The organism is Verrucomicrobiota bacterium (assembly GCA_039027815.1).
In the GTDB taxonomy this organism is placed as follows: Bacteria; Verrucomicrobiota; Verrucomicrobiia; order Verrucomicrobiales; family JBCCJK01; genus JBCCJK01.
In genome coordinates, this window is sequence record JBCCJK010000021.1 from 1 (window position 1) to 20,397 (window position 20,397).

Below are 20,397 nucleotides of genomic sequence, written 5' to 3' on the forward strand. Positions count from 1 at the left end.
CGAGCCAGCCCTGCGTTGCTCCTCGGTTACGGTGCCTGCACCGCGCCCTCGTCGCGCCTTGGTCTGGCCCGAAATCCACTCGGCCATTCTACCAGCCAATTCTCCAGCTTGGTATAAGAACCTTGAGGGCCGGCGCGGGCCGATTTCCTCAAAGGTCCAAGCGGCGCAGGAGCTGGAAGGCCTCGGGAGTCAGTTCCGCCTTGGGTCGGAAAGCCTCGCTGCCCGCATAGCGGAGGAAGGAGCGGCGCAACTGCCGCGCCGCCGGACCGCCCTCCAAGCGCGCCGAAACAAAAAGCAACTGCCCCTCCCCCACCCGCGCCTCGAAGGCCAGGGCCAGCCGGTGGTTCCTCGCGAAATGGTCGATCACCTGCACCAGCGGCTCGACCTCCAGCCCATCCAAAATGACCGGGCAGGCCTGTTCCAAAATCCGCTGCCATTGCCAATCAGCCTGCGCCTCGGTCGGGAAATCCCGCAAAGCCGGGTGTTCCGGGTCACACCAAACCCCCAAAAAACCCGCCTCCTCCGGCCGCAAAACCGGACTCCCCTGGACCGGCCAAAATCCTCCGGGCGGTCCAGCGATCTCCTCCAGCGGGGGCTCGAAAAAGACCTTTCGCCCCTCGGCCAAGGCCTCCCCCGCCTCTTTCCAATCCGAGAGCAGCAGCCAATCCGTCTTCGGCAGAGCCCGCTCCTCCGGGTAAACCCACAGGGACCAGGCATTGCGCCACTTTCCGCTGACTTCCACATCCAGAACCAAGCGATCGGCTCGCACCAAGCCCACCAAGGGAAGCTCGAGTGACCCCATCTCGGTCACGCCCCCACTCGGCACCTCCCGGGGCTTGGCAAAGCCCGTCTCCAGAAGCTGTCCCGCCGCCCGACGCAAGCGCCACGCCACGCTCGCCTCCCGCAAAGAAGGGCCGCCATTGAAGAGCGCGAAGTCCACCGCCAAAGTCTCCCCGCCCGTCCAAACCGCTTTCTCAAACCGCGCCAGCGGCACGACCGAACCCGCGAATTGCCGAAAGGCCGCCGGACTCACCCCCGGCTTGGGCGTGCCGAAGGCATCCCAGAGCCCCACGGTTTGCGTCCCCCGTCCCGGGTAATCTCGCAGTTGGAAAAGCTGAAATCCATCCAGCCCGGGCGTTCGGAGCGCTCGCTCGACCTCTTCTTTGTAAAGCCGGGAGGCAAAGCGAGACGAGGCCTGGTAAAAGGCCTCCGCCTGCGAAAGAAGGCCCTTTTCCTGCAAATCGGCGCGGATCGACTCCAAGGGCAAGGGCCGCAGAATGCCATCGTAGCGGCCGATCTCCTCCAAATTGGGAAAGCTGGCCCAGCCCCCGAGCGCATGCCCCACCACCGGCAAAGACTGCCCGAGCAAGGCCTCCCGGAAATCCTCACGGAAATCGACCGGCCGGCCCGCCGGGCCGGGCCGCAGCGAGAGCCCTGGCAGCAGAACCAAGTCATCCGCCGCCGTGGCCGGTCCCCCGCTGCTGCCGAGATACAATCGTCGATCGTCCTCCCGCTGGAGCGCCCGCACGAAATACTCGAGCGACTCCTCATCGCCCTCCACCTCCGCCCCCAGCGAAAAAATCGCGAAGGAAGGATGATTCCCATACTCGCGGAGAATTCGCCGGGCCTCGCGGTTCAGCCAATCGAAGGACGAGCCCAGCTCTCCAAAACGCTTCGACTGGTGGGGCAGCTCGATCTGGAGGAGCAGGCCCAACTCATCGGCCGCCTCGAAAGCCGCCCGCGGCGGGCACCAGGAATGGAAGCGCACATGGTTCAAGCCGTAGTCGCGCACCCGTTGCAAACGTTCCCGCCAAGCCGCCTTCTCCATGGGCGGTCGCCCGCGACGCGGGAAAACGGCCGAATCGGTATCCCCCCGCAGAAAGACGGGTGCCCCATTCAGGAGGAGGGCACTGCCCTCGCGGGCAAACTCTCGAAAACCAAACTGCCCCCGCCAAGCACTATTGGGCGAGCGCTCCACCCCCACCTCCAGAGAATACAGCCGGGGACTCTCCAGACTCCATGGCTCGAGCGTCGCTTCCACCGCCCACGTCCGCGTGATCTCCTCCCGCTCGCCCGCCATCTGAAAGGCGAAGATCTTTCGCCGGACCGAGCGGCCGCCTCCTTCCTTTTCGCTCGCCAGCGTCAGCTCCAAGCGCCCCTCGGCTGGCCCCCCCGAATCATTGGCCAGCGTCATCTCCAAACGGAGTTCCTGTGAAGCCATCTCTGGAAAGATGGAAACCGCCTCCACCCGGACGGGGGCCCGCGGACGCAGCGCCATCTCGCCCAAGACTCCACTCCAGAGCACTTGGCTTTGATTGGTATAGCCGTGGGCCGCCGGCTGGGCCTCCCGCGGATGGGAAAACTCGGGGAGCGCCTCGCTGATCCCGGGAAATTGCTCGGCATTGTCAATCCGAAGGGCCAAAGTATGCGTCCCTGCAGCCAACTCTCCCAGCGAGAACCGATGCGGCACCGAGAGGCTATCTTGGGGGGCCGCCCGCTCTTGGCCATCCACCCACACGCGCGATTGCCAAAGCACCCGCTCCAATTCCAGGACCGCCCTTCTCCCAGCCCACCGCTTGGAAACCTCGAACTCTCTCCGATACCAGACGGGGCCCACAAAGGACCGTTCTCGCCGGGGCGCCATCAAGGCCTCCGGGGTGAGAGCGGGCTTCAGCCAGTGCCGCTTGCCGACCCCGCCTTCATCCAAGGTGCCGGGAAGGGAGACCACCTCGCCGAAGGGCTTCCTCATCCACTCCAGATCCACGCCGAAATCCTTGGGATCGAGCTGGACCTCCCAAGCGCCGGAAAGATCGAGCGAACGCTCATCCACCTCCCGACTCCGCTCACGGCACCCGCTCCCAGCCGAGAGACAAGCCAGCGCAGGCAGAAAAAAGAAGAACCGCATGGGCCTCCAACTTCCGCCGAGCTGGATCGGCATCAAGCGACTTCCGCCGGCCGCACCGGCCGCAGCCAATCGGGCAGCTCCGTGGTGACGTGAGACCGCAAGCGCACCAGCAAGCTGTAGAGTCCGAAGTAAGCGCGATTGATGTAAACCGAATCGGCCGAACCGCGCGCCCCCCGCAGACTGCGCAGCTCCCGGTTCTTGCTATTGGCTTCGCCGATGGCGTAAATCTGCTCCATATACTCCGGCGCCCCGAAATCGAAATGGCCCTCCCGAAAAGGCTGCCCCAGTAGCAGGACGGACTCCCGACAAAGCGCCGCCATCCGCTCCCGCTCCTCCGGTGGATCGCTCGCAAGGATCGCGCCCAAGTCCACCAGCGCTTCGGTCATGAGTTGCTGGTCGTCCAAGAGCGCCGGGTCGAGAAAGCGGAAATGCTTCTCATAATAGGCCTCTGGGATCTCCTTGGTGCAGCCAAAATCCAGGACCCAGAGTTGCCCGTCTTGGACCAAAAAGTTCCCGGGGTGGGGATCGGCGTGAAATTGCCTCAGCTCATGAATTTGAAAGTGGTAAAAATCCCAGAGCGCCTGGCCGACCCGGTCCCGCTCCGCCTCGGGGGGCTGGGAATCCGCGTAGACATCCAGCGGATCGCCCTCCACCCAATCCATCGCCAGCACCCGGCGGCCGGAAAGCTCCCGATGGTATTCGGGGAAGCGGACGGCTAGACCACGGCTGGCTTGGGACAAGGCGATCGACTGCTCCAGCTCGCGCTCGTAATCGGTCTCCTCCAAGAGCCGCTCCTCCACCTCCCGAAAGTACTCCCTGACATCCGCCTCCCGCAGGCCGAGGATCTGGAGGGCGATCGGTTTCACCACCCCCAAATCGCTCCGCAAGCTCTCGGCCACCCCCGGATACTGGACCTTCACGGCGTAGGAGCGGCCGTCCTTGGTCGCCCGGTGGACCTGCCCGATGGACGCGCCGCGGACCGCCTGGCGGGAAAAGGTATCGAAAAGCTCGGTCGGTGCTTTCCCAAACTCCCGCTGAAAAGTCCGCACCACCAGCGGGTAGGAAAGCGGCGGAGCGGAATACTGGGCCTTGGCAAACTGGGAGGCGTAGGCCTCCGGCAAAAGATTTTTATCGATGCTGAGCATCTGAGCCAGCTTGAGGGGCCCGCCTTTCAGTTGGCTGAAAGTCTTGTAAACCGCGTCCGCATTCGCCTCGTCCAAGGGGCGGCGATCCGTCTCTCCGGTGAGCGATTTCCGCCCGTAGTGCTTGAGGTAATTGAAGCCCACCTTGGCGCCGGTCCCAGCGAGCGACGCCATCCGGCCGAGGCGCGTAGTGCGCATGCGGTCCTGCTCCTCCATCGCTTCAGGCAGTCACGGAGCGGCGCGCAAAGAGAAAGCGCGCCAAGTCAAAGGTCGAATCAATGACCTGCGTGCGCAGCAAATCAAAGCCCAGCGTGACCGCCTTTTCGATGAAGGCATCGGTGCGCTCGTAGCCCTCGCTGGTGTCCTTGAGATGGTAATCCATGACCGCGCGAAACAAGACATAGAGCGCCTCTGGCTGGAGGGCATTCAAGCGACCGCGACGGGCCACCTCCCCGCTCTCCCGCCCCTGCTCCAAAATCTCCCTCGCAAAGTCTTTGAAAGCTTCCTCCATGCCACGGCTCACGCCGAGCTTCTTGAAAACCGACACTTCCTGAAAGCGCAGCAGCAGGAGAGAGCGAAAATCGAGGGACTTCTCGGTGAAGGCATACAAAAACGTCAGGAGCTTTTGGCGGGCATCGAAAGAATCCCACTCCTCGCCCGCGCGCACCGCGTCCAGCACCCCGGTTACGGTCTCCCTCCAGAACCCCTGCTCGATGGCCTCAAAAGAGGCGAAATGAGAAAAGAAATCGCGCTCGCTCAAGCCGAGTTCTTGGCAGAAACGATAGACCGAAGCAGGGGCTTGGCCCTCCTCACGCAGCTTGTGAAGGTAGTGCTCCCGAAGGCGGTCTTTGTTTTCCATCGGTCCGGGAAACCATTACGCCCCCGCCCGCCTAGCGGACGATCTCCAGCAGCTCGACATCGAAGACGAGCATTCCCTGAGGAGCGCCCGGGCGCGGGTTGTCACCGTAGGCGAGTTCGGCCGGAATCCAGAAGCGGCGCTTCTCCCCAGCCGTCATCAGCTGGACCCCTTCCGTCCAACCCTTGATCACCCGGTTGAGCGGAAAGGTGGCCGGCTCACCCCGCAGCACGGAGCTATCGAAGAGTTGCCCATCAGTCGTCCAGCCGCTGTAATGCACCTTGACCAGGGAAGTGGGTTCGGGCCGGGCTTCGCCCTCCCCGGCTGCCAGCACCGTCCAAGCCAGCCCCGAGGCCGAACTCTCGGCCCCTTCGGGCACCGCCGCCACATCCTCGGGGGTTGGGGGGAGCTCGGGAGCGGCCTCGATTTCAAAGAGTTCGACATCGAAGACCAGCATCCCCCCGGGACGCCCTCCGCCGGGATTCTCTCCATAGCCCAGGGCGGCCGGAATCCAGAAACGGCGTTTCTCGCCCACCACCATCAGCTGGAGGCCTTCGGTCCACCCGGCGATCACCCCATTGAGCGGGAAGCTGATGGTCTCTCCCCGCGCGACCGAGCTATCGAACATCTTCCCATCGGTGGTCCACCCCGTGTAGTGGACCGTGACCGAATCGCGCGGGCCCGGCTTGCCTTCCCCGGTGCCCTCTTGCAAGACCTTCCAAGCCAGGCCAGATTCAGAGCGGTCAGCGTCTTCAGGAACAGCGGCCACGTCGTCGGGAGCGGGAATCATATTTTGGGCAGTGGTGGAAAGAGGGGAGCAGCCCAAGAGGGCCAAGGCGAGAAAACTCGGGAAGGTTCGCTTCATGATCGCTAGGCTGTCTGCCTTGAGAAACGCTGTCAAACATCGCTTTCTTCAATCGGATGAAGAAGAAAGCGTCGATCAAAGCGCCCTCCCGCATACCGCTGGCAACAAGCCCGGCAGGCCACTTCCTGCGCAAAGCGCCGCGCCCGCGCCACCACCGCCTGGCACCCCAGACAGCGGTAGCGATGCCGGCGAGCTTGCCGCCTCCGGGGCAAGTCCAGTCGATGGGTCCGCGCCTCGCCCGCGATCCCCAGGTCGGCGCAGGCCTGCCGCCACTCCGGGCCGTGGGGCGCAATCCGCCTCCGCCCCGCTCGGGCCGTCGCCACCAAATGCGCCAACTCGTGCAAAAGGGTGCGCTCGACCTCTTCTTCCCCCAAGGTTCGAAGGCCAGGATTGAGTTCAATCCGCTTGTCCCGCAGCCAGGCCCGCCCGGCCGTACTGCGGAGGCGGGCATTCCACTCCACCGTGATCTCGGCCGCCAAGTGGGGAAGCTGGAGACCCTCTAACTTGGCGCGACAAACCGCCGCCCTGGCCTCATCCCTCGCCCTCACTCGCCGCCCAGGTAACGCTCCTGCACGCCCGCCCACCAAGGGCCGGCGATCCGGTCCAGCAAAACGCTATTGACCTCCTCCCGGCGGACCGACCCCGCCGCGAGCGCAAAGCCGTAATCCTGGCGGTAAAAGGTTTGCGGGAGGACCTTGAGTTGGCCGGCGAAGGATTCCTGCACCAGATAGCGCAGCATGGGCGCGTCGAAAACCGCGCAATCGGCCTCGCCCTCGCCGACCGCTTCCATGGCCTCTTCCAAGGTGGCAAAGGCCCGAAAGCGAACCCCCTTTTCCCGGAGGTAGCTCTCGCTGGTGGAGGCCGCCACCGTGGCCACCGCGAAACGCCCCAGATCTTGCGGCCCGCGAATGGCGGAATCAAACTGCCGGACCGTGAGCGAAGAGGCGATCGAGGCCGTGAAACCGGAAATGATAATGATGCTGAGAAACATCCAAATGAGCGCCACCACCCGGCCCCCCAACGTGACAGGCGCCTTGTCTCCATAGCCCACCGTCGTCATGGTCACGGCCGACCACCAAAAACTCTCGCCCAAGCCTTTCCTGGGGACTCCCCCAAACTGCTCGGGGTTTCTCTTCCGCTCAAAAAGCCAAACGGCCGCCCCCGCCGCCAGCAGCACCGCCACCAGAGCCAGGATGGCCTTCAAGAAATCGAAAGAGAAAAACCCCAGCAACACTTGCAACCAACCCGGTTGCTCCCGCGCGGGCGTCGCGATGCCCAATCCGGTCGAGAAAAAGGGATGACTAAAATCCATGGCCTGCTCGCGCTGGGCGCTGATGGTGAGAGCACCCACCGCCACATCCAATTCTCCCGACTCCACGCCAGCGAGCATCTCAGGCAGCGTTCGCTCCTGGAAAACGATCTCGTAGCCCAACTCCTCACTGACCTCCTTCCAGAGATCAATGGCCAAGCCCCGCCACTCCCCGTCCGGGCTTTGTAAGGCGAAGGGCGGCGCCTCCTTGGTGCCTACTTGCAGCGTCTCGCCCGGAGCCACCGCGGCCAAAGAACAGAAAAGGCCTACCAGTGGGCAAAGCGCGGATTTCATGGCGGGAGCCTACCACCGCCCCCGCCCTCCGCTCAAGGCGGGATCGTGGACGACTCTCGACTTTCTCTTCCCAGGACCTTGAATGAACCCTCCCCCTGCCGCGTCCTCTCCAAGGATCCAGCGCCTGCCTATGAAACGCTTCCCCATCCTGATCGCCCTCCCTCTCCTCGGCCTCGCCTCCTGCACCTACTCCGACTACGGAGTCTCTCGGCACGCAGGGCACGGTGCGCCGCCGCTCGGCCACTACGGCCCCGCTCCCGTCCATCCCCGGATCGCCCCACCGGTGGGCTACGCCGAACAGCACCCCGTGGAGAGGCGCTTGCGCAGAGAACGGATTGTTCGCAAAGACCCTCGACCCCACCCGCCTGCCAAAGAGAAGAAGAAAAAAATCGCCCGGCCCAGCGGCCCTCCCCAGCCTGTCATGGACCATCGGGCGCGCCATCGCCCGCGCTCGGACGCCGAATTCCTGAGCCGACGGCATCCCTACCTCGACCTCGATCGCTACTAGCTCCGGCCCCTTTCGCCCCTTTTGCTAAAGTTGGGAAGACTCGGGCAAGCGTCTCAACGCCCCCGCCAACTCTGCGCCAGCAAATCCCGCAAACGCCCGGGATCGGTGGCCGAAGTCTTGGCCACAAACCCCCGCGCATGCGCGAAGTGGACATCCGGCTCCTGCGCGATGCGGGTGAACTCGAGCCGCTCGTCATCGTTGAAGCGGGAAAGCGCATAGCCTGCTCCCCGCCGGTCGGCATAGACCGTGCCCGCGACCGCTTCCAGCTTGCCCGCCTGCTCCACAAAGCGGCCGACGCCCGCGCCCGGCTCCTCGGGCAAGGGCTCGCTTCGGGGCACAAAAAGGACCTCGAAAGGATCACCCTCCTCGGGGGCGATGCTCCAGAACTCAGCCTGCTCCCGGAGGGCCGCCACCCGATCCCGCATGCCCTCCACGTAACCGAGCAAGTCTTCTCCCACCATCGCGAGCACCTCGTAGAGTGGCTCGCCCGGCTCCAGTTGCTCGCAAGCTGCGAAGCGGCGCAGGAGGGTGACATCGAGCGGGGAATTCAGCCGGCCCAAGGCCTCCCGCTCCACGCCAAGCCACTCCGCGGTCGCTCGCGGTCCCCGGGCATCAAACCACTCGGCCGTCTCCAGCCAATCGCAACAGCGCTTGGCTTCTTCATACAGGCCGAGGTGTTGGAGCACCAGCGAGAGCGCGCAAACCGGGGGGAATTCCCGCGGGAATTGGTGGTGATCGAAATTTCGCTGGGCCGGCGCATGCTGGCCGCCTACGTCGATGACATAGCCGGACTCATCGGCCAAATCGGCCTCGGTCGGCTCCCGCCTCACGACCGGCACGCGGTGCTTGGCCATCAAAAGACTGCACGCCAGCAACTCGTCTTTGTGCGCCCCGCCGGGATGCGTCAATATTTGCGTAACCACCGGTCAGCTTAGGAAAGCCCAGAGAAAGAAGCAACCTCGAAGCCGCGGGGGGGCCGGATCAGACGATGGCAATGGCTGGCAAGTCGGGATGCTCGAGCGGGTCTTTCTTCCCGAGCCAGGCAAAGGCCTCCCTGCGATCGACGAAGACCCGAGTCGGAACCTGGCCTTCCAGCAGGAGCCCGTAATACTTCCCCGTGATCTCAAGAGTCCCATTATCGACCAGGATGGCTTTGCGGGAGCGATGGGGCTCTGGCCGGAAGGCCAACTCCATCACAGAAATCTCGCGCAAATCCTCGCCATCCAGGCCAGAAGAAACAGACTGGGTCAAATCCCAGAACTCCGCCCCATTCGGATCGAAGTGCTGGTGGCCGTAATACTCTGCCAGCACCTGGACCGCCACGTCTCTCTCCACCGGCGCCAGCACATCGGCGCAGGTCAATCCCTCGCTCGGAAAGAGGAGCAGTTGGACAGGCAGCGGCGTGTTTCCCTTCCTCATCTCTCTCGTGGATCCTCCTTGCCTCCGGCGTCACCCCAGCGCAAGGCCCGCCGTAGCTCGGGCAAGCGCTCGGCGGCCACCACCCACTGGACGGGACGACTCTCGGGACGAAGCCAAGCGACGATCCTCCGCAAGTGTCCCTCACTCACCACCACGCAGCCCGCGGTGGCAGCTTGCCCTTGGCGACGCCAAATGTGCATGAAGATGGCGCTGCCCTTGCCCTTTTCTGGATGGGGGCGGGTGTTGTGAGCGATCTCGATTTTCAGCGCGTGGGCCAAATCGTTCTGCCGCATCTGGGCCTTCCGCTCCCAATCGGAGGCCGGCTCATGGGGCAGCCGCAAATGACGGTTATAATGGACCGAGTCCACATCCTCGACCCAGAGATCCCGGCTCGTCACCTGGCGGTAAGGCATCCGGGTGGGGACACTCGCGGCATACCCCCAAACCGCCGGAATCTCGAAAATGCCAGTCGGGGTCTTGCCATCGCCTTCCACCTTCAAGCCCTTCTCGCCCGGCCGCGGGTGGAGGCCGAGGCCAGCCGCCAAACCGTTTTTCCCGATTCGGGCCGGCATGGAAGCCAAGACCTGCTGCCAACCACCCCTGCCTCTTTCCAAAAGAAACACCGTGGCCCGAGATTGTTCGGCTGCCACCAGGATGATTTGGGCGCTCTCCTCGGGCAGGCCGGCCGACCCGTCCCCCGCCCAGCCCGTTAGGGGAAAGAGGGGAAAGAGGGGAAAGGCCAGGAGAGCCAGTGAGAAAAGAAATTTCATGGCGCTGCGAGAAACGCCTCCAAGAGCTTCAGATTCCGGCGATTGGCGCGAAAGACCACATCCAGCAAATCCCCTGCGAGCGGGACGATCCCCGTGGCCGCATCCAGCAAAATATTGGCTACCATTTTGGCCTTCAGTTCGGCGGGCAGCTCGAAGGCCGCCATCCGCTTGGTCAGCCAAGCAGAAATCGCCAAAGAAGCCACATCCCCCACCCCCGGCAGCAACCCAATGAGAGCATCCCACCCCACCCCCCGCTTCATGCCGGGAAAGCGAAACTGGGAATCCATGGCATGGACCCAGCGACGGATGGATTCCAACTCGGCTTCAGGATCGGTCTTCGGATTCGGCATAAGAGAGTCGCATTGGGTGCCCGCAGTCATTATACCAAGCGACCCCAACAATTGGAAGAACGGCCAAGCACCTGAAACCTGAAACCCTGATCCGGTCCCCGGATCAGAGAGAACCCCACCCCGCTGCCTGCTCCGGAAAGGCGCAACGGGCGCAGCCGCTGGCATCCTGGAGGCAGAAATCTTGGTAGATCTGGAGGAGCGCTTGCTGCTGCCAGAAACGCCTGTCCCAACTACGCGCTTTTTCCGCCGAGCCAAAGAGGCGGACCGCCACCCGTCGCAGGGGCTTGGAAAGGGACGCGGGAGGCAACTGCTCCATTTCGCTCCAAGCGATCTCCTGGCGGACCCACCGGACCGGCAAAAGAAAGTTTCCCAGGAAATCGCGCGCCCGAGCCGGGCCAATGAGCGCGGTGGGACGAGAAAAGGCCTGGGCGGAGAGGGTGAAGTGGTGCGACCAAAACTCATGCTCCAAGGCCCCCAGTTTTCGGGCCACTTCTCGGGGAGCCTCCGTGCTCCAGAGGCCTCGCCACTCGCTCCAAGCGCCCGCCACCAGCGCTAGGGCGGCGATTCTTCGATGCGGGTGATTGGCGGGTCGCGAACCCCGCAAGGCCCACGGCAGCCGGAGGCGGCGGGCCGCTTCCTCTCGCCGACTCCACCACTCCTCCCATAGGCCCCGGAGGTAAGCGCGGGTTTCACCCCGCGCCCGTTCATAGCCCTCTAGGTCCAGAAAGCCTGCCTCTCCATACAAGCGCGCCTCCACCGAGGCCGGTTCTTCTCTCAGAAGAGCGAGCGGGCAACGCTGGGCCAGGATCCGCAAGGGCACGGCGTTGGCCGCGTAGCCCAGGCTTTCCGCGAGCGCTTCGAACCAAGCCTGTTCCTCGCCCTGGAGGGTGGCCGTTCGTAGAAAGCGCCGCGCTTTGTTCTCCGCCCGGAACTGGGCCGCACTGCGCAAAAGCTCCTCCAATGCCTTTTCCGAGAGCGCTTCCAGGGAGCGGACACAGCGCCCCGGCAGGGCTTCGGCGGCCCAGCCTTTTTCTCCCGCGCTCGGGAGTTCACTCAAGCAGAGCTGGGGGACTTCTCGATGGGAGCGGGTCCGTGTGAAAAATCGGGGACCCTCCGTGCGACCAAAAAAAACGTGGAGCACCACCTCCTCGAAGGCCGGATTGACCCCGTGCCCGTGGTGCTCCCAATCGCGGGCCACCTTATCGACTTCGATCGCGCCCACCCGTCGCTCTCCCTCCACCTCAATGGCGGCGTGCTCAAAATCCGGCCCGCTTTCCCGATTCCAAAAACCCGCCTGGATCAGCCGGATCGAGCGACCCTCCTCATCTTGGAACTCCCGGCCAAACTGGCCGGAGAACCAGAGCGACTGCAACTCCAACTCCGTCCGGGAACGCCAAGTCTCGCCCTCCTGCACCCGTTCCTCGGCCGCCGTCTGCCGAAGAAAGTCCGCATACCGCGCCCCACTCACTCTTCCTGGGGCGTCAGCTGTCCCAGCCACTCGTCGAGCGCCGAAACCTCGGGCACCTCGGCATAGCGAGAGCGCACTTGGCCGAGAAAGGACCCCGCTTCGGCCGTCTTGCCCTGCCGCCGCAACCAATCGCCCTCCATCAAATCCACCCGCAGCCGATCCGCGGGATCGTCCCAGCGGGCGCGGGCTTGCAAGAGATTGCGCAGGATCAGCTCGCCATCCGGGGCCGCCTCCAGCAGCTCCCAACCCGCGACGGCCTCGAAAAGATCGCCACTCCCAATGGTCCGGGCCGTCTCCGCCACCCGCTTCTGGAGCGCCTTCCACCCCTGGCCTTCGGACTGTTTGGCGTCCAAGCGGGCCAAGCGATAGGCCTTGTCCTGGGAGCCACTGAAGACCTCGCTCGTCAGGACGTGCCATTTCGCAAAAGGTCGGTAGAGCGGATCGCCCAAGGTCACGTTCATCCAGGACAAAACCGGAACCGACATGGCAGAGGCCTCGATCAAGCTGTAGCCTTTCAGGAGCCGATCATTGAAAACGTGAAGGTAATTGGTCATCTCGAGGTAGGGCTCCCAGACGTTCCCGACCGTGGCGGCCGCCCCCTTGGCTAGGATCGGCCCCGCCCAATGCTTGTTGGCTTGGCGAACCGTGGCCCCACTGAAGGAGTGAATGTGAATGGCCACCGCCCCCGGCTTGAAACGCCAATCCGGCGAGAGGAGCGGGCCGTTCCGGTGGGTGGTGTACCAGCCGTAGTAGAGGGCAGCGTCCCGCATGGGAAACTGCTTGGGGTAGGTGGCCCGGTTGCGATCGAGAAAGACCGGCATCCCTTCGAGCCGATTTCGCTGGGCGATCTCCTCGATCCAGACATCCCCCTTCTTATGGGGCCCGCCGACATCCAACCAAGCCCGCCCCCACAGCCCCCCCTCCTCGGCCGCCAGAGCCTCATCGATCATGCGGATGACCCCCTTGGCGCTGGGTCCGTCCAAGCGCCCCACCAGCAGCATTCCGGCCACCGGGAGCTTGAGAAAGGACTCGTCTTTTTCAAAGAAGGGATTCTTCACAAAGCCCTCCGCGGGCGCGGCGAACACCCCTAGGAGAGCCAGTTCAGAATCGACGCTGGCTTCATTGAGAGGCTCCTTGGGCGGCGTTTGGCCGGCCGCCTTGGCCGCCGCGATCGTCTCGCGCAATTCCGGGGAAACCTCTCGCTTGATCCGGAGGGGCACGCCTCGCATCAGCACCAGGAGCCGGATGCGATTTCGAGTGGCTTGGATGCCTTGCTCCCCAGTGTCCGCCAGCCTCCACCAGCCCTCCCGGGTGAAGGTCTCTCGCAAGGGACTTTCAATGGTCTCGCGGAACTCCCGGCGGGAGATGGTCTCGCCCTGGGAGCAGTCGAGCGCCACCAACTGCTCGTGAGGGATCTTCCGTTTCTCCGCATAATACTCGGCCAAGACCCGGCTCTCGGCCAGATTTTGGTTGTAGACGATGACCACGCTTCTCTCGGGAATGGAGACCTGCTCCGGAGGCAAAGGGGCCGCCCCGGCCGCCCCCGCCAAGAGGAAGCCGCTTGCCAGCCAAAGCAAAGAACGAAAGAAAAAGGCGATCATGGTTGGATGCGCAGGCCATCGTAGGCGGGCTCGACTTGCTCGGGCACCCGCGCGGAGACCTCGTCGTGCGTTAGATCATGGGTCAAATGGGTGAACCAAGCACGGCGCACCTTCAAGAGGCGGACCAAATCGGCCGCTTCGTCGAAATTCATGTGGGTCGGGTGGGGCTTCTCGCGGAGGGCATCCACCACCGCCAGCTCCACCCCCGCCAAGCGCTCGAGGCCCTTTGGCAGCACGCGCTTGCAGTCAGTGAGGTAGGCCAAGGGCGCGCAGCCCTCCCGGTCGAAGCGGTAGCCGTAGGCTTGCTCGCTCCCGTGCTCCATGGGAATGGGCGTGATCCGGGTTTTCCCAAGCGTGAAGGCGTCCTCCACCACGTGCGAGGTCACGCGGACGTAGCCGGGTCGCATCTCGGCGTCGAAGGCCCAGGGAAACATCCGCTCGAGGGCCCGGAGGGTCCGGCCGCTGCCGTAGACCGGAAAGCGCGTCTCCCGCCGGAAGCAAAAAGGCCGCAAATCATCGAAGCCCACCGTGTGGTCGGTGTGGGAGTGGGTGTAGAGGGCTGCGTTCACTTCGCCCACGCCCTCGCGCAGGCACTGCTCCTTCAAATCCGGACCGGTATCGATGACGAAGGAACACTCCGGCGTGCGGACCCAGGCGGCCGAACGGGTGCGCCGGTCCCGCGGGTCGGACGAGAGGCAGGTGGGGCACTGGCAGCCCAAAACGGGCACCCCGACCGAGGTCCCCGTCCCTAGCAACACCAATTCCAGGTCCATCAGTTGAATCCCCCCCGCACGACGGCATAATCAGCCCCAGGCCCTCCCGGGCAAGCCTCGATTCACCTCATGCTGACCGCGCTCTCCCTCCGTCACCTCGCCCTCGTGGAAGAGCTACGCTGGGAGCTGGGCTCGGGTCTGGTGGCGGTGACCGGGGAGACGGGGGCCGGGAAGTCCATGATCGTGGGCGGGCTCAAGTTGGTTCTCGGCGAACGGGCCGACAAAGGCAGCATCCGCACGGGTGAGAAGGAGTGCACCGTGCAGGCCATCTTCCAGTTGCCTGATGCCAGCGGAGTGAATGCCCTCCTGGAAGAAGCGGGTCTCCCGCCCTGCGAAGACGGACAGCTCCTGGTCCGCCGGGTCATTTCCCAGAGCGGCAATCGGCAATTTCTCAATGACGCCGCCACCACCTTAGCCACCCTTCGCTCGCTTGGCGGGCGCTTGATCGACCTCCACGGCCCCCACGACCACCAATCCCTCTTTTCCCCCGAACGGCAGTTGGAAATGCTCGATGCCTACGCCCGGGCCAGCCGGGAAAGGGCCGCCTACCAGCGCGCCTACACCACTTGGAAAGAGGCGCAGGAGGCTTACGAGAGCCTTCGCCAGAGGGAGGCCGCCGGCCTGGCCGAGCTGGAACTCCTCCGCCACCAAGGGAGCGAAATCGAGGCCGCCCAACTCCAGCCCGGGGAAGACCAAGAGATCGAAGAACGCTATCGGCGCGTCTCCAATGCCTCCCGCCTCTTGGAGGCGGCCGCCCAAGCCACGGGTCTGCTCTCCGAACACGATGACAGCCTCCTCAATCAACTGGCCGAACTCCAGCGCCTCTGCCGAGACTTGGAAAAGCTCGATCCCCAGACGGCCGAACTCTGCGGGGGCTTGGAAGGAGCCGCTCTCGAACTCCGGGAATTGGACAGCTCCCTGCGCCACTACGCCGAGGGCCTGGAGCTGGACCCGGCCGAGGAATCTCGCCTCGCGGAGCGACTCGATCTGCTGGAGGGCCTGAAGCGGAAATATGGCCCGGCCCTCGACGACGTGATGGCCCGGGGCCAAGCGCTCTCCGCCAAGCTTTCGCAAATGGAGAATCGGGAAGAATCGCTCGCTGAGCGAGAGGCCACCCTCCGGAGCGCGCGGGCCGCTCTCGAGGACCAAGCCGCCATCCTAAGCGCCAAACGAAGAGCTGCGGCCCCCCGCTTGGCCAAAGACATCGCCGGCCATCTCAGCGAATTGGGTTTTCTGAAAGCCGACTTCGCGGTGGCCCTCGTCCGCCGCTCCCAGCCCGGCCCCCAAGGCGCCGAGGACTCCGAATTCCACTTCGCCCCCAACCCGGGCGAGCCCGCCAAGCCCCTCCGACAGGTCGCCAGTAGCGGAGAAATTTCCCGGGTCATGCTGGCCGTGAAAAGCGCGCTCGCCGAGCAGGATGAAACCCCGCTGCTGGTCTTTGACGAGATCGATGCCAATGTGGGCGGCGAAATCGCGAAGGCCGTGGGCCAAAAGATGGCCCACTTGGCAGCCCGCCATCAAGTGATCGCCATCACCCACTTTCCCCAAGTGGCCGCGGCCGCCCAATCCCACTTCGTGGTCCGCAAACTTCTTATCCAGGACCGAGCCGCCTCCGCCCTGGAACCAATCGCGGGCGAGGCCCGCATCGAAGAACTGGCCCGCATGCTGGGCGGCGCGAGCGAGACCTCCCGCGCCCTCGCCCAGAGCTTGCTGACAGAGGCCGCTCCCCCCGCGTGAGCGAGCGGCCCTGGGCGCGCCTAGCGCTCGTCCAAATCCACATGCGGGTAGTCCGAGATCTGTTGCAAGGTCACGCCGTAGAGCGCCGCCAAGTCATCCGCCTCGCTCACCCCATACTCGTCTCGGTAGTAGACCTCCTTCACCCCGTAGGCGCAGATCATCTGCATGCAGGAAGTGCAAGGCTTGGTGGTGACGGCGATGAGGCGGGCGTCGCCCCGCTTGAACAGGGAGCAGAGATTGACCTCGGCGTGCAGCATGTACTTGCGACGTTGGTCGCGATCGTCCCAAAAGCCCTCCGAGACCTCAAAGCCCGGGGCCAGCCCGTTGTAGGCTGTCCCGATGACCCGATTGGCATGGTCCAAAGCCGCCGCCCCCACCTTCCGGAACGGATCCTCCGAGCGCAGGCAAGCCACCTGCGCCAAGGCCATGGCGTAAGCGGGAATCGAAAGACGACCCGAAGGGGTGAGCATGTCGAAGCCTACTCCGCTTGGCCCGCGCTGCAATTCCCAGGATTCCCCCTCGCCATCCCCACGACCGGGGTATCCTGTTTGCCATGCAAGCCAAGCCAACTTGGGGACTGGTCCTCGGCTCCGGACTCGGGCCGGTGGCCGAAGCGTTTCAGCTGGTCGAGAGTCGCCCCTTTTCCGAATTCCCCGAAATCCCGGAATCGCGGGTCCCCGGCCACCAGGGCCGCTTCCTCCTCTGCGAAAGAGAGGGGGAGCGTCTCGTGATCGCCCAAGGTCGCTGCCATCTCTATGAAGGCCACTCGGCGCGGGACGTGACCGCGGCCGTCCGCGCCCTGGCCGAGATGGGGGTGAAACGCTTGCTTCTGACGAACGCCGCCGGCTGCCTCCGCCCCGAGTGGGCCCCCGGCCAATGGATGATGCTGAGCGACCATTTGAACCTGACCGGGGCCAGCCCCCTGAGCGGCGGCCCTCATTTCCAGGACCTGACCGAGGTCTACGCCCCCTCCCTCCGCGCCCGCGCCGAGCAGGCAGCGCGCGCCTGCGGCTTGCTCTTGCGGGAAGGGGTCTACGCGAGTCTCCCGGGACCACAGTATGAGACCCCGGCAGAGATCCGCATGTATCGTAGCTGGGGGGCGGATGCCGTGGGCATGTCGACCGTTTTGGAAGCCATCCAAGCGAGAGCCCTCGGCTTGGAAGTGGCCGCCTTCTCTTGCCTGACCAATTATGGGGCCGGGATGAAGCCGGAAGCGCTCGACCACCAAGACGTGCTCGAGGTCGGCTCGACCGCCGCCGAAAGCTTCCTGCCTTTCTTGGAAGCCTTTCTCTCTAGCGACGCACGTTGAAGGCCTCTTGCCAGACCAAGGGCAACCTCGCAAAGGGCACCTTGGCCACCCCGATGGAGTGCTGCACGAGCAAGCCATCCGGGAGGAGACGCTTGGCGACCACCTGCTCCAGCACTTGGCCATCGCGCAGCACCACGCTCTCGACCACGCCCCCCTCTTGCAAGCGCTGGCGGAAGGACACCCGGAACTCTTGGCGATAGGCATCGAACTCTTGCTGGAGCGCCTCGTTCTCCTGCTGCAAGCGCCGGATCTCCTCCGCCGCTCGATCGAGGGTTTCCAGGCGCTCTTCCATGTCTTGCAACTGTTGGCGGAAGCGATCGTTCTCCCGTTGCAGCCCCTCAAGCCGCTCTTCGGGCGATCCTTCTTTGGAAGGAGGCTCGGGGGCGCAGGCCGCTAGCAGCCAGTAGGACAGCAGCAGGAGGGCGGGGGGGCGAAGCGTTCTCACCCCTCTGCCCTATACCAAGCCACTGGATAAGCCAGCGGAACGGTGCTTGGAGGAACGGTGCCTCAAGCGGTGCCTGGAGGAAAGCCGGTCAACTTTGGCCTATACCAAGCTGCAGAGTTGGCTGGTATTAGCCCTGCTCGAGAAATGCCTCCAGGCTAGGATCGCGCTCCAAGCCGTGCGTGATGGCCTCCAGATAGTGGAAGCCCGCTTTTTCCCGATCTCGGAGATCGGGTTGGGAGTAGAGCACGGCCAGATTGAAATGGGCGTAGGGCTCGGCGGGCTCCAGATGGATCGCTTCCAGAAAGGCTTCTTCCGCCTCCCGGGTGTTGCCAAATTCCGCCTGCATCTGGCCGAGAGCCTCCCAGACCCGGGCATTCCGGGGCGAAAGACGGGCCGCCACCTCGGCCGCGTCCATGGCCGGCTCGAGAAATCCTTGGCTCCAGAGGGCGATCCCGAGGTGCAAGTGGGCGAAGGCGCTGTCATCCCGGTAGACCAGGGCCTTCTTGAACTGGATCTCCGCCTCCGCGAACTTCTCCTGCTTGAGGTAAATCACCCCGAGATTGGAAATGGCTTTCACATCCTCGGGCACGATCTGGAGGATGAGTTTGTAAGAGCGCGCGGCCCGCGCCAGGCGTCCGGCTGAGAAATCATCCTCGGCCGCCGCCTCGAACTTGGCCAACTGCTCTTGCACGGCCGCCTCGTCCCGGAGTTTCTTGCGAAGGTCCGCCCGCTCCGCCTTGGCATCCGCCACCACCGCGAGGGCATTGCCCCCGCCCTCCGCCAGCGAAAGCAGCTCGGGGTTCTCTTGGAAAAGGCTTTTCTCGGCGTCGCTCAGCTCCAGGGGATCGCCCGCCATCCGCTCGACATTCCCAATGAGCGTCTTGGAATCGATCTGGAGTCGATTGAGCTCCTCCAAAACCAGTTGGCGCTGGTTTTGGCGAATGGCCTGTTGGCGGAGCTGCTTGAGGATGATTTTTCGCAAGAGCCGGTTCTCCTCCTGCGCCTGGGTGTCGTCGATCTCGACCGAGGCTTCCTCCAAGGCCATGCGCGTGTCCTCGAGTTCGCCCATCAGCTGATCCACGCGCAGATCGTAAGCCGCGTTCTCTTGGGTCACCGCCAACAGATCCTTCCGGATGGTGGCCAGCTCCAAACGCAGCGCCGCCAGCTCCTCTTCCCGCAGGGCTTCCGCCTCGGCCGCTGCTCGGGCCAGGGCTGCCTCCTGGGCCTCGTCCCCCTCCGCCATGACGCTGGCGAGGGCTTGCCGCTTGGCCTCCGCTTCCCGTTCTAGCTCGGCTTGCAGCTCGGCCTTCGTAGCGGCCAGCTCTTCGACCTGCTCGCCCAAGGCGTCTTTTTGCTGCGCGAGAGCCTCCTGGGAGCGACTCCGCTCCCGCTCTTGGCTCTCCAGAATATGGATCCGCTCATTGGCCGCCGCCAACTCGCTCAGAAGACGGCCGTTTTCTAGGGTCAGCTTGGCGATGGCTTCTTCATCGCTCCGGATGTTCAGCATCATGGCCATTTCGTCCCGCTGGGTTTCCAGCCTCGATTTCTCCTTCTGCAAAAGGACGATCGTTCCCTGGGCTTGGCTCAGATCATTCGCGAGCGCTTGGGACTTCGCCAAGGCCGCTTCCATCTGGGTGCGCGACAGGGTCAGTTCGCCCTCGAGCGCCGCCACCCGCTCTTGGAAAACCGCCGTCTCGGCCGCATGGGCCTCCCGCACCGTGGCCAACTCCTGAGCATGCGCTTGGCGCAGTGCGGCCACCTCAGCCTGGTGCTCCTGGCGGAGGGCGGCCAGTTCCCCGGCCCGTTCCTCTCCCAGCTCGGCCGAAAGAGAAGCCAGGCCCTCCTCCAGGGCGGCGAGAGCCTGGGCACTGCGGGCCTCGGCCGCGGCCAACTGGTCCTTCAACTCCTGGACCTCATCCTGGGCGCTGGTCTGGAGATTTTGCAGATCGAGGCGGGTCCGATCCAAGCGGCCCTTGAGCGCCGCGTTGTCCCGTTCCGCCTCCTGCACGCGCTTGCGAGCCAGCTCCAGCTGATTGGTGCGAAATTGGAGATCGTCCTCGAGCGAGCGAATCTTCTTGTCCTGACGGCCCACGGTCTCCTCGTAGCGAGCAATGCGCGCCATCATTTCCCGGCTGATGGCCAAGTCAGGTCCCTCCCTCTCGAGCTCGGGCCGCTCCAAGTCGATCAGCGGCGGCTCGGAGGGCTCCTCCTCAGTCTGGCGCGCGGCCGCTCGGATGGCCGCCACTCGATCAAACAGGTCGAGCGTCTCGTCTCGGATCCGCTTCCTGCGAAAAACAATGGTGTTGCGCCGCCACTCAGGGAAATCGTGGGCGATGCCATCGAAAATCTCGCTCGCATCCTTCATTTTCTCCAAAGCGCCCTCCAATTCCCCGGCCCGCTCCAGCTTGCGGCCGTCCAGCATCATGAGGTAGCCTTGGAGATAGAGGTCAGCGGGATCGACGGCCTTGGCCTGCGACGCCCAGGCCAAGCAGCCCAGCCACAGGGCCACCACGAGAGAAAAGCGGAAAGGGAGCATCAAAAAAGGGGGGGTTGGCGGATGGGCAAGGTAACCAGCCGCTCCTTTTTCGCAAGGCGGGAGGCAGGCGGGGGCGCCGTAAGGCAAACTCGTGAATTTTCCTTGCCCCG

The 20,397-nt window shown here is 64.4% G+C and carries 19 protein-coding genes; 3 read left to right on the plus strand and 16 right to left on the minus strand.

The annotated features are described in order from the left end of the window. Positions 1-148: 148 nt before the first annotated feature. Genes AAF555_07220 through AAF555_07245 form a run of 6 tightly spaced genes read right to left on the minus strand, consistent with a single transcriptional unit; the run spans position 149 to position 7,371 of the window. On the minus strand, positions 149-2,905 hold the full coding sequence (locus AAF555_07220; protein MEM6911359.1) for a sugar-binding domain-containing protein: 2,757 nt from the start codon (positions 2,903-2,905) through the stop codon (positions 149-151). 32 nt (positions 2,906-2,937) lie between these two features. After that, the gene (locus tag AAF555_07225; GenBank protein MEM6911360.1) at positions 2,938-4,245 is read right to left on the minus strand and encodes an AarF/UbiB family protein; all 1,308 of its coding nucleotides are present in this window, start codon (positions 4,243-4,245) and stop codon (positions 2,938-2,940) included. A 22-nt stretch (positions 4,246-4,267) separates the two neighbouring features. Beyond that, positions 4,268-4,906 (minus strand): hypothetical protein, encoded by a 639-nt coding sequence (locus AAF555_07230; GenBank protein ID MEM6911361.1) that lies wholly within the window; start codon positions 4,904-4,906, stop codon positions 4,268-4,270. Positions 4,907-4,937: 31 nt separating this feature from the next. Then, positions 4,938-5,768 carry an FKBP-type peptidyl-prolyl cis-trans isomerase gene (locus tag AAF555_07235; protein ID MEM6911362.1) on the minus strand — a complete coding sequence of 277 codons (831 nt, stop codon included), beginning with the start codon at positions 5,766-5,768 and terminating at the stop codon, positions 4,938-4,940. Between the two features lie 32 nt (positions 5,769-5,800). Continuing rightward, positions 5,801-6,316, minus strand: a complete 516-nt coding sequence (locus AAF555_07240) for a SprT family zinc-dependent metalloprotease (protein MEM6911363.1) — start codon at positions 6,314-6,316, stop codon at positions 5,801-5,803. After that, the gene (locus AAF555_07245; protein ID MEM6911364.1) at positions 6,313-7,371 is read right to left on the minus strand and encodes a transporter substrate-binding domain-containing protein; all 1,059 of its coding nucleotides are present in this window, start codon (positions 7,369-7,371) and stop codon (positions 6,313-6,315) included. Before AAF555_07245 ends, AAF555_07240 begins: the two co-directional genes overlap by 4 nt. A gap of 130 nt (positions 7,372-7,501) precedes the next feature. Here AAF555_07245 and AAF555_07250 point away from each other — a divergent pair, with 130 nt between their 5' ends. Continuing rightward, entirely contained in the window at positions 7,502-7,879 is a 378-nt protein-coding gene (locus AAF555_07250) for a hypothetical protein (protein ID MEM6911365.1), read from the plus strand. Between the two features lie 53 nt (positions 7,880-7,932). On the opposite strand, the gene AAF555_07255 is transcribed toward AAF555_07250, so the two are convergent. From AAF555_07255 to AAF555_07285, 7 genes are all read right to left on the minus strand, one after another. After that, positions 7,933-8,802: an MYG1 family protein gene (locus tag AAF555_07255; protein ID MEM6911366.1), complete on the minus strand. Its 870-nt coding sequence runs from the start codon at positions 8,800-8,802 to the stop codon at positions 7,933-7,935. 58 nt (positions 8,803-8,860) lie between these two features. Beyond that, positions 8,861-9,298 (minus strand): hypothetical protein, encoded by a 438-nt coding sequence (locus tag AAF555_07260; protein ID MEM6911367.1) that lies wholly within the window; start codon positions 9,296-9,298, stop codon positions 8,861-8,863. Next, positions 9,295-10,068 (minus strand): L,D-transpeptidase family protein, encoded by a 774-nt coding sequence (locus AAF555_07265; GenBank protein MEM6911368.1) that lies wholly within the window; start codon positions 10,066-10,068, stop codon positions 9,295-9,297. The genes AAF555_07260 and AAF555_07265 overlap by 4 nt, the downstream gene beginning before the upstream one ends. Beyond that, the gene (locus tag AAF555_07270) at positions 10,065-10,418 is read right to left on the minus strand and encodes a DUF4112 domain-containing protein (protein ID MEM6911369.1); all 354 of its coding nucleotides are present in this window, start codon (positions 10,416-10,418) and stop codon (positions 10,065-10,067) included. The genes AAF555_07265 and AAF555_07270 overlap by 4 nt, the downstream gene beginning before the upstream one ends. 103 nt (positions 10,419-10,521) lie before the next feature. Next, entirely contained in the window at positions 10,522-11,916 is a 1,395-nt protein-coding gene (locus AAF555_07275) for a DUF2851 family protein (GenBank protein ID MEM6911370.1), read from the minus strand. Next, the gene (locus AAF555_07280; protein MEM6911371.1) at positions 11,883-13,487 is read right to left on the minus strand and encodes a TIGR03790 family protein; all 1,605 of its coding nucleotides are present in this window, start codon (positions 13,485-13,487) and stop codon (positions 11,883-11,885) included. Before AAF555_07280 ends, AAF555_07275 begins: the two co-directional genes overlap by 34 nt. Further along, on the minus strand, positions 13,484-14,260 hold the full coding sequence (locus AAF555_07285; protein MEM6911372.1) for an MBL fold metallo-hydrolase: 777 nt from the start codon (positions 14,258-14,260) through the stop codon (positions 13,484-13,486). Before AAF555_07285 ends, AAF555_07280 begins: the two co-directional genes overlap by 4 nt. Positions 14,261-14,329: 69 nt before the next feature. Between AAF555_07285 and recN the strand changes: the two genes are divergently transcribed. Then, the gene (gene recN, locus AAF555_07290; protein ID MEM6911373.1) at positions 14,330-15,997 is read left to right on the plus strand and encodes a DNA repair protein RecN; all 1,668 of its coding nucleotides are present in this window, start codon (positions 14,330-14,332) and stop codon (positions 15,995-15,997) included. Positions 15,998-16,017: 20 nt separating this feature from the next. On the opposite strand, the gene AAF555_07295 is transcribed toward recN, so the two are convergent. Further along, positions 16,018-16,467: a deoxycytidylate deaminase gene (locus AAF555_07295; protein MEM6911374.1), complete on the minus strand. Its 450-nt coding sequence runs from the start codon at positions 16,465-16,467 to the stop codon at positions 16,018-16,020. Between the two features lie 83 nt (positions 16,468-16,550). Between AAF555_07295 and AAF555_07300 the strand changes: the two genes are divergently transcribed. Further along, positions 16,551-17,306: a purine-nucleoside phosphorylase gene (locus AAF555_07300; protein ID MEM6911375.1), complete on the plus strand. Its 756-nt coding sequence runs from the start codon at positions 16,551-16,553 to the stop codon at positions 17,304-17,306. On the opposite strand, the gene AAF555_07305 is transcribed toward AAF555_07300, so the two are convergent. Together AAF555_07305 and AAF555_07310 are read right to left on the minus strand one after the other, a co-directional pair. Continuing rightward, on the minus strand, positions 17,290-17,751 hold the full coding sequence (locus AAF555_07305) for a hypothetical protein (GenBank protein ID MEM6911376.1): 462 nt from the start codon (positions 17,749-17,751) through the stop codon (positions 17,290-17,292). The genes AAF555_07300 and AAF555_07305 overlap by 17 nt on opposite strands. Before the next feature lie 127 nt (positions 17,752-17,878). After that, complete coding sequence (locus tag AAF555_07310) at positions 17,879-20,287, minus strand: tetratricopeptide repeat protein (protein ID MEM6911377.1); 2,409 nt, start codon at positions 20,285-20,287, stop codon at positions 17,879-17,881. Positions 20,288-20,397: the final 110 nt, after the last annotated feature.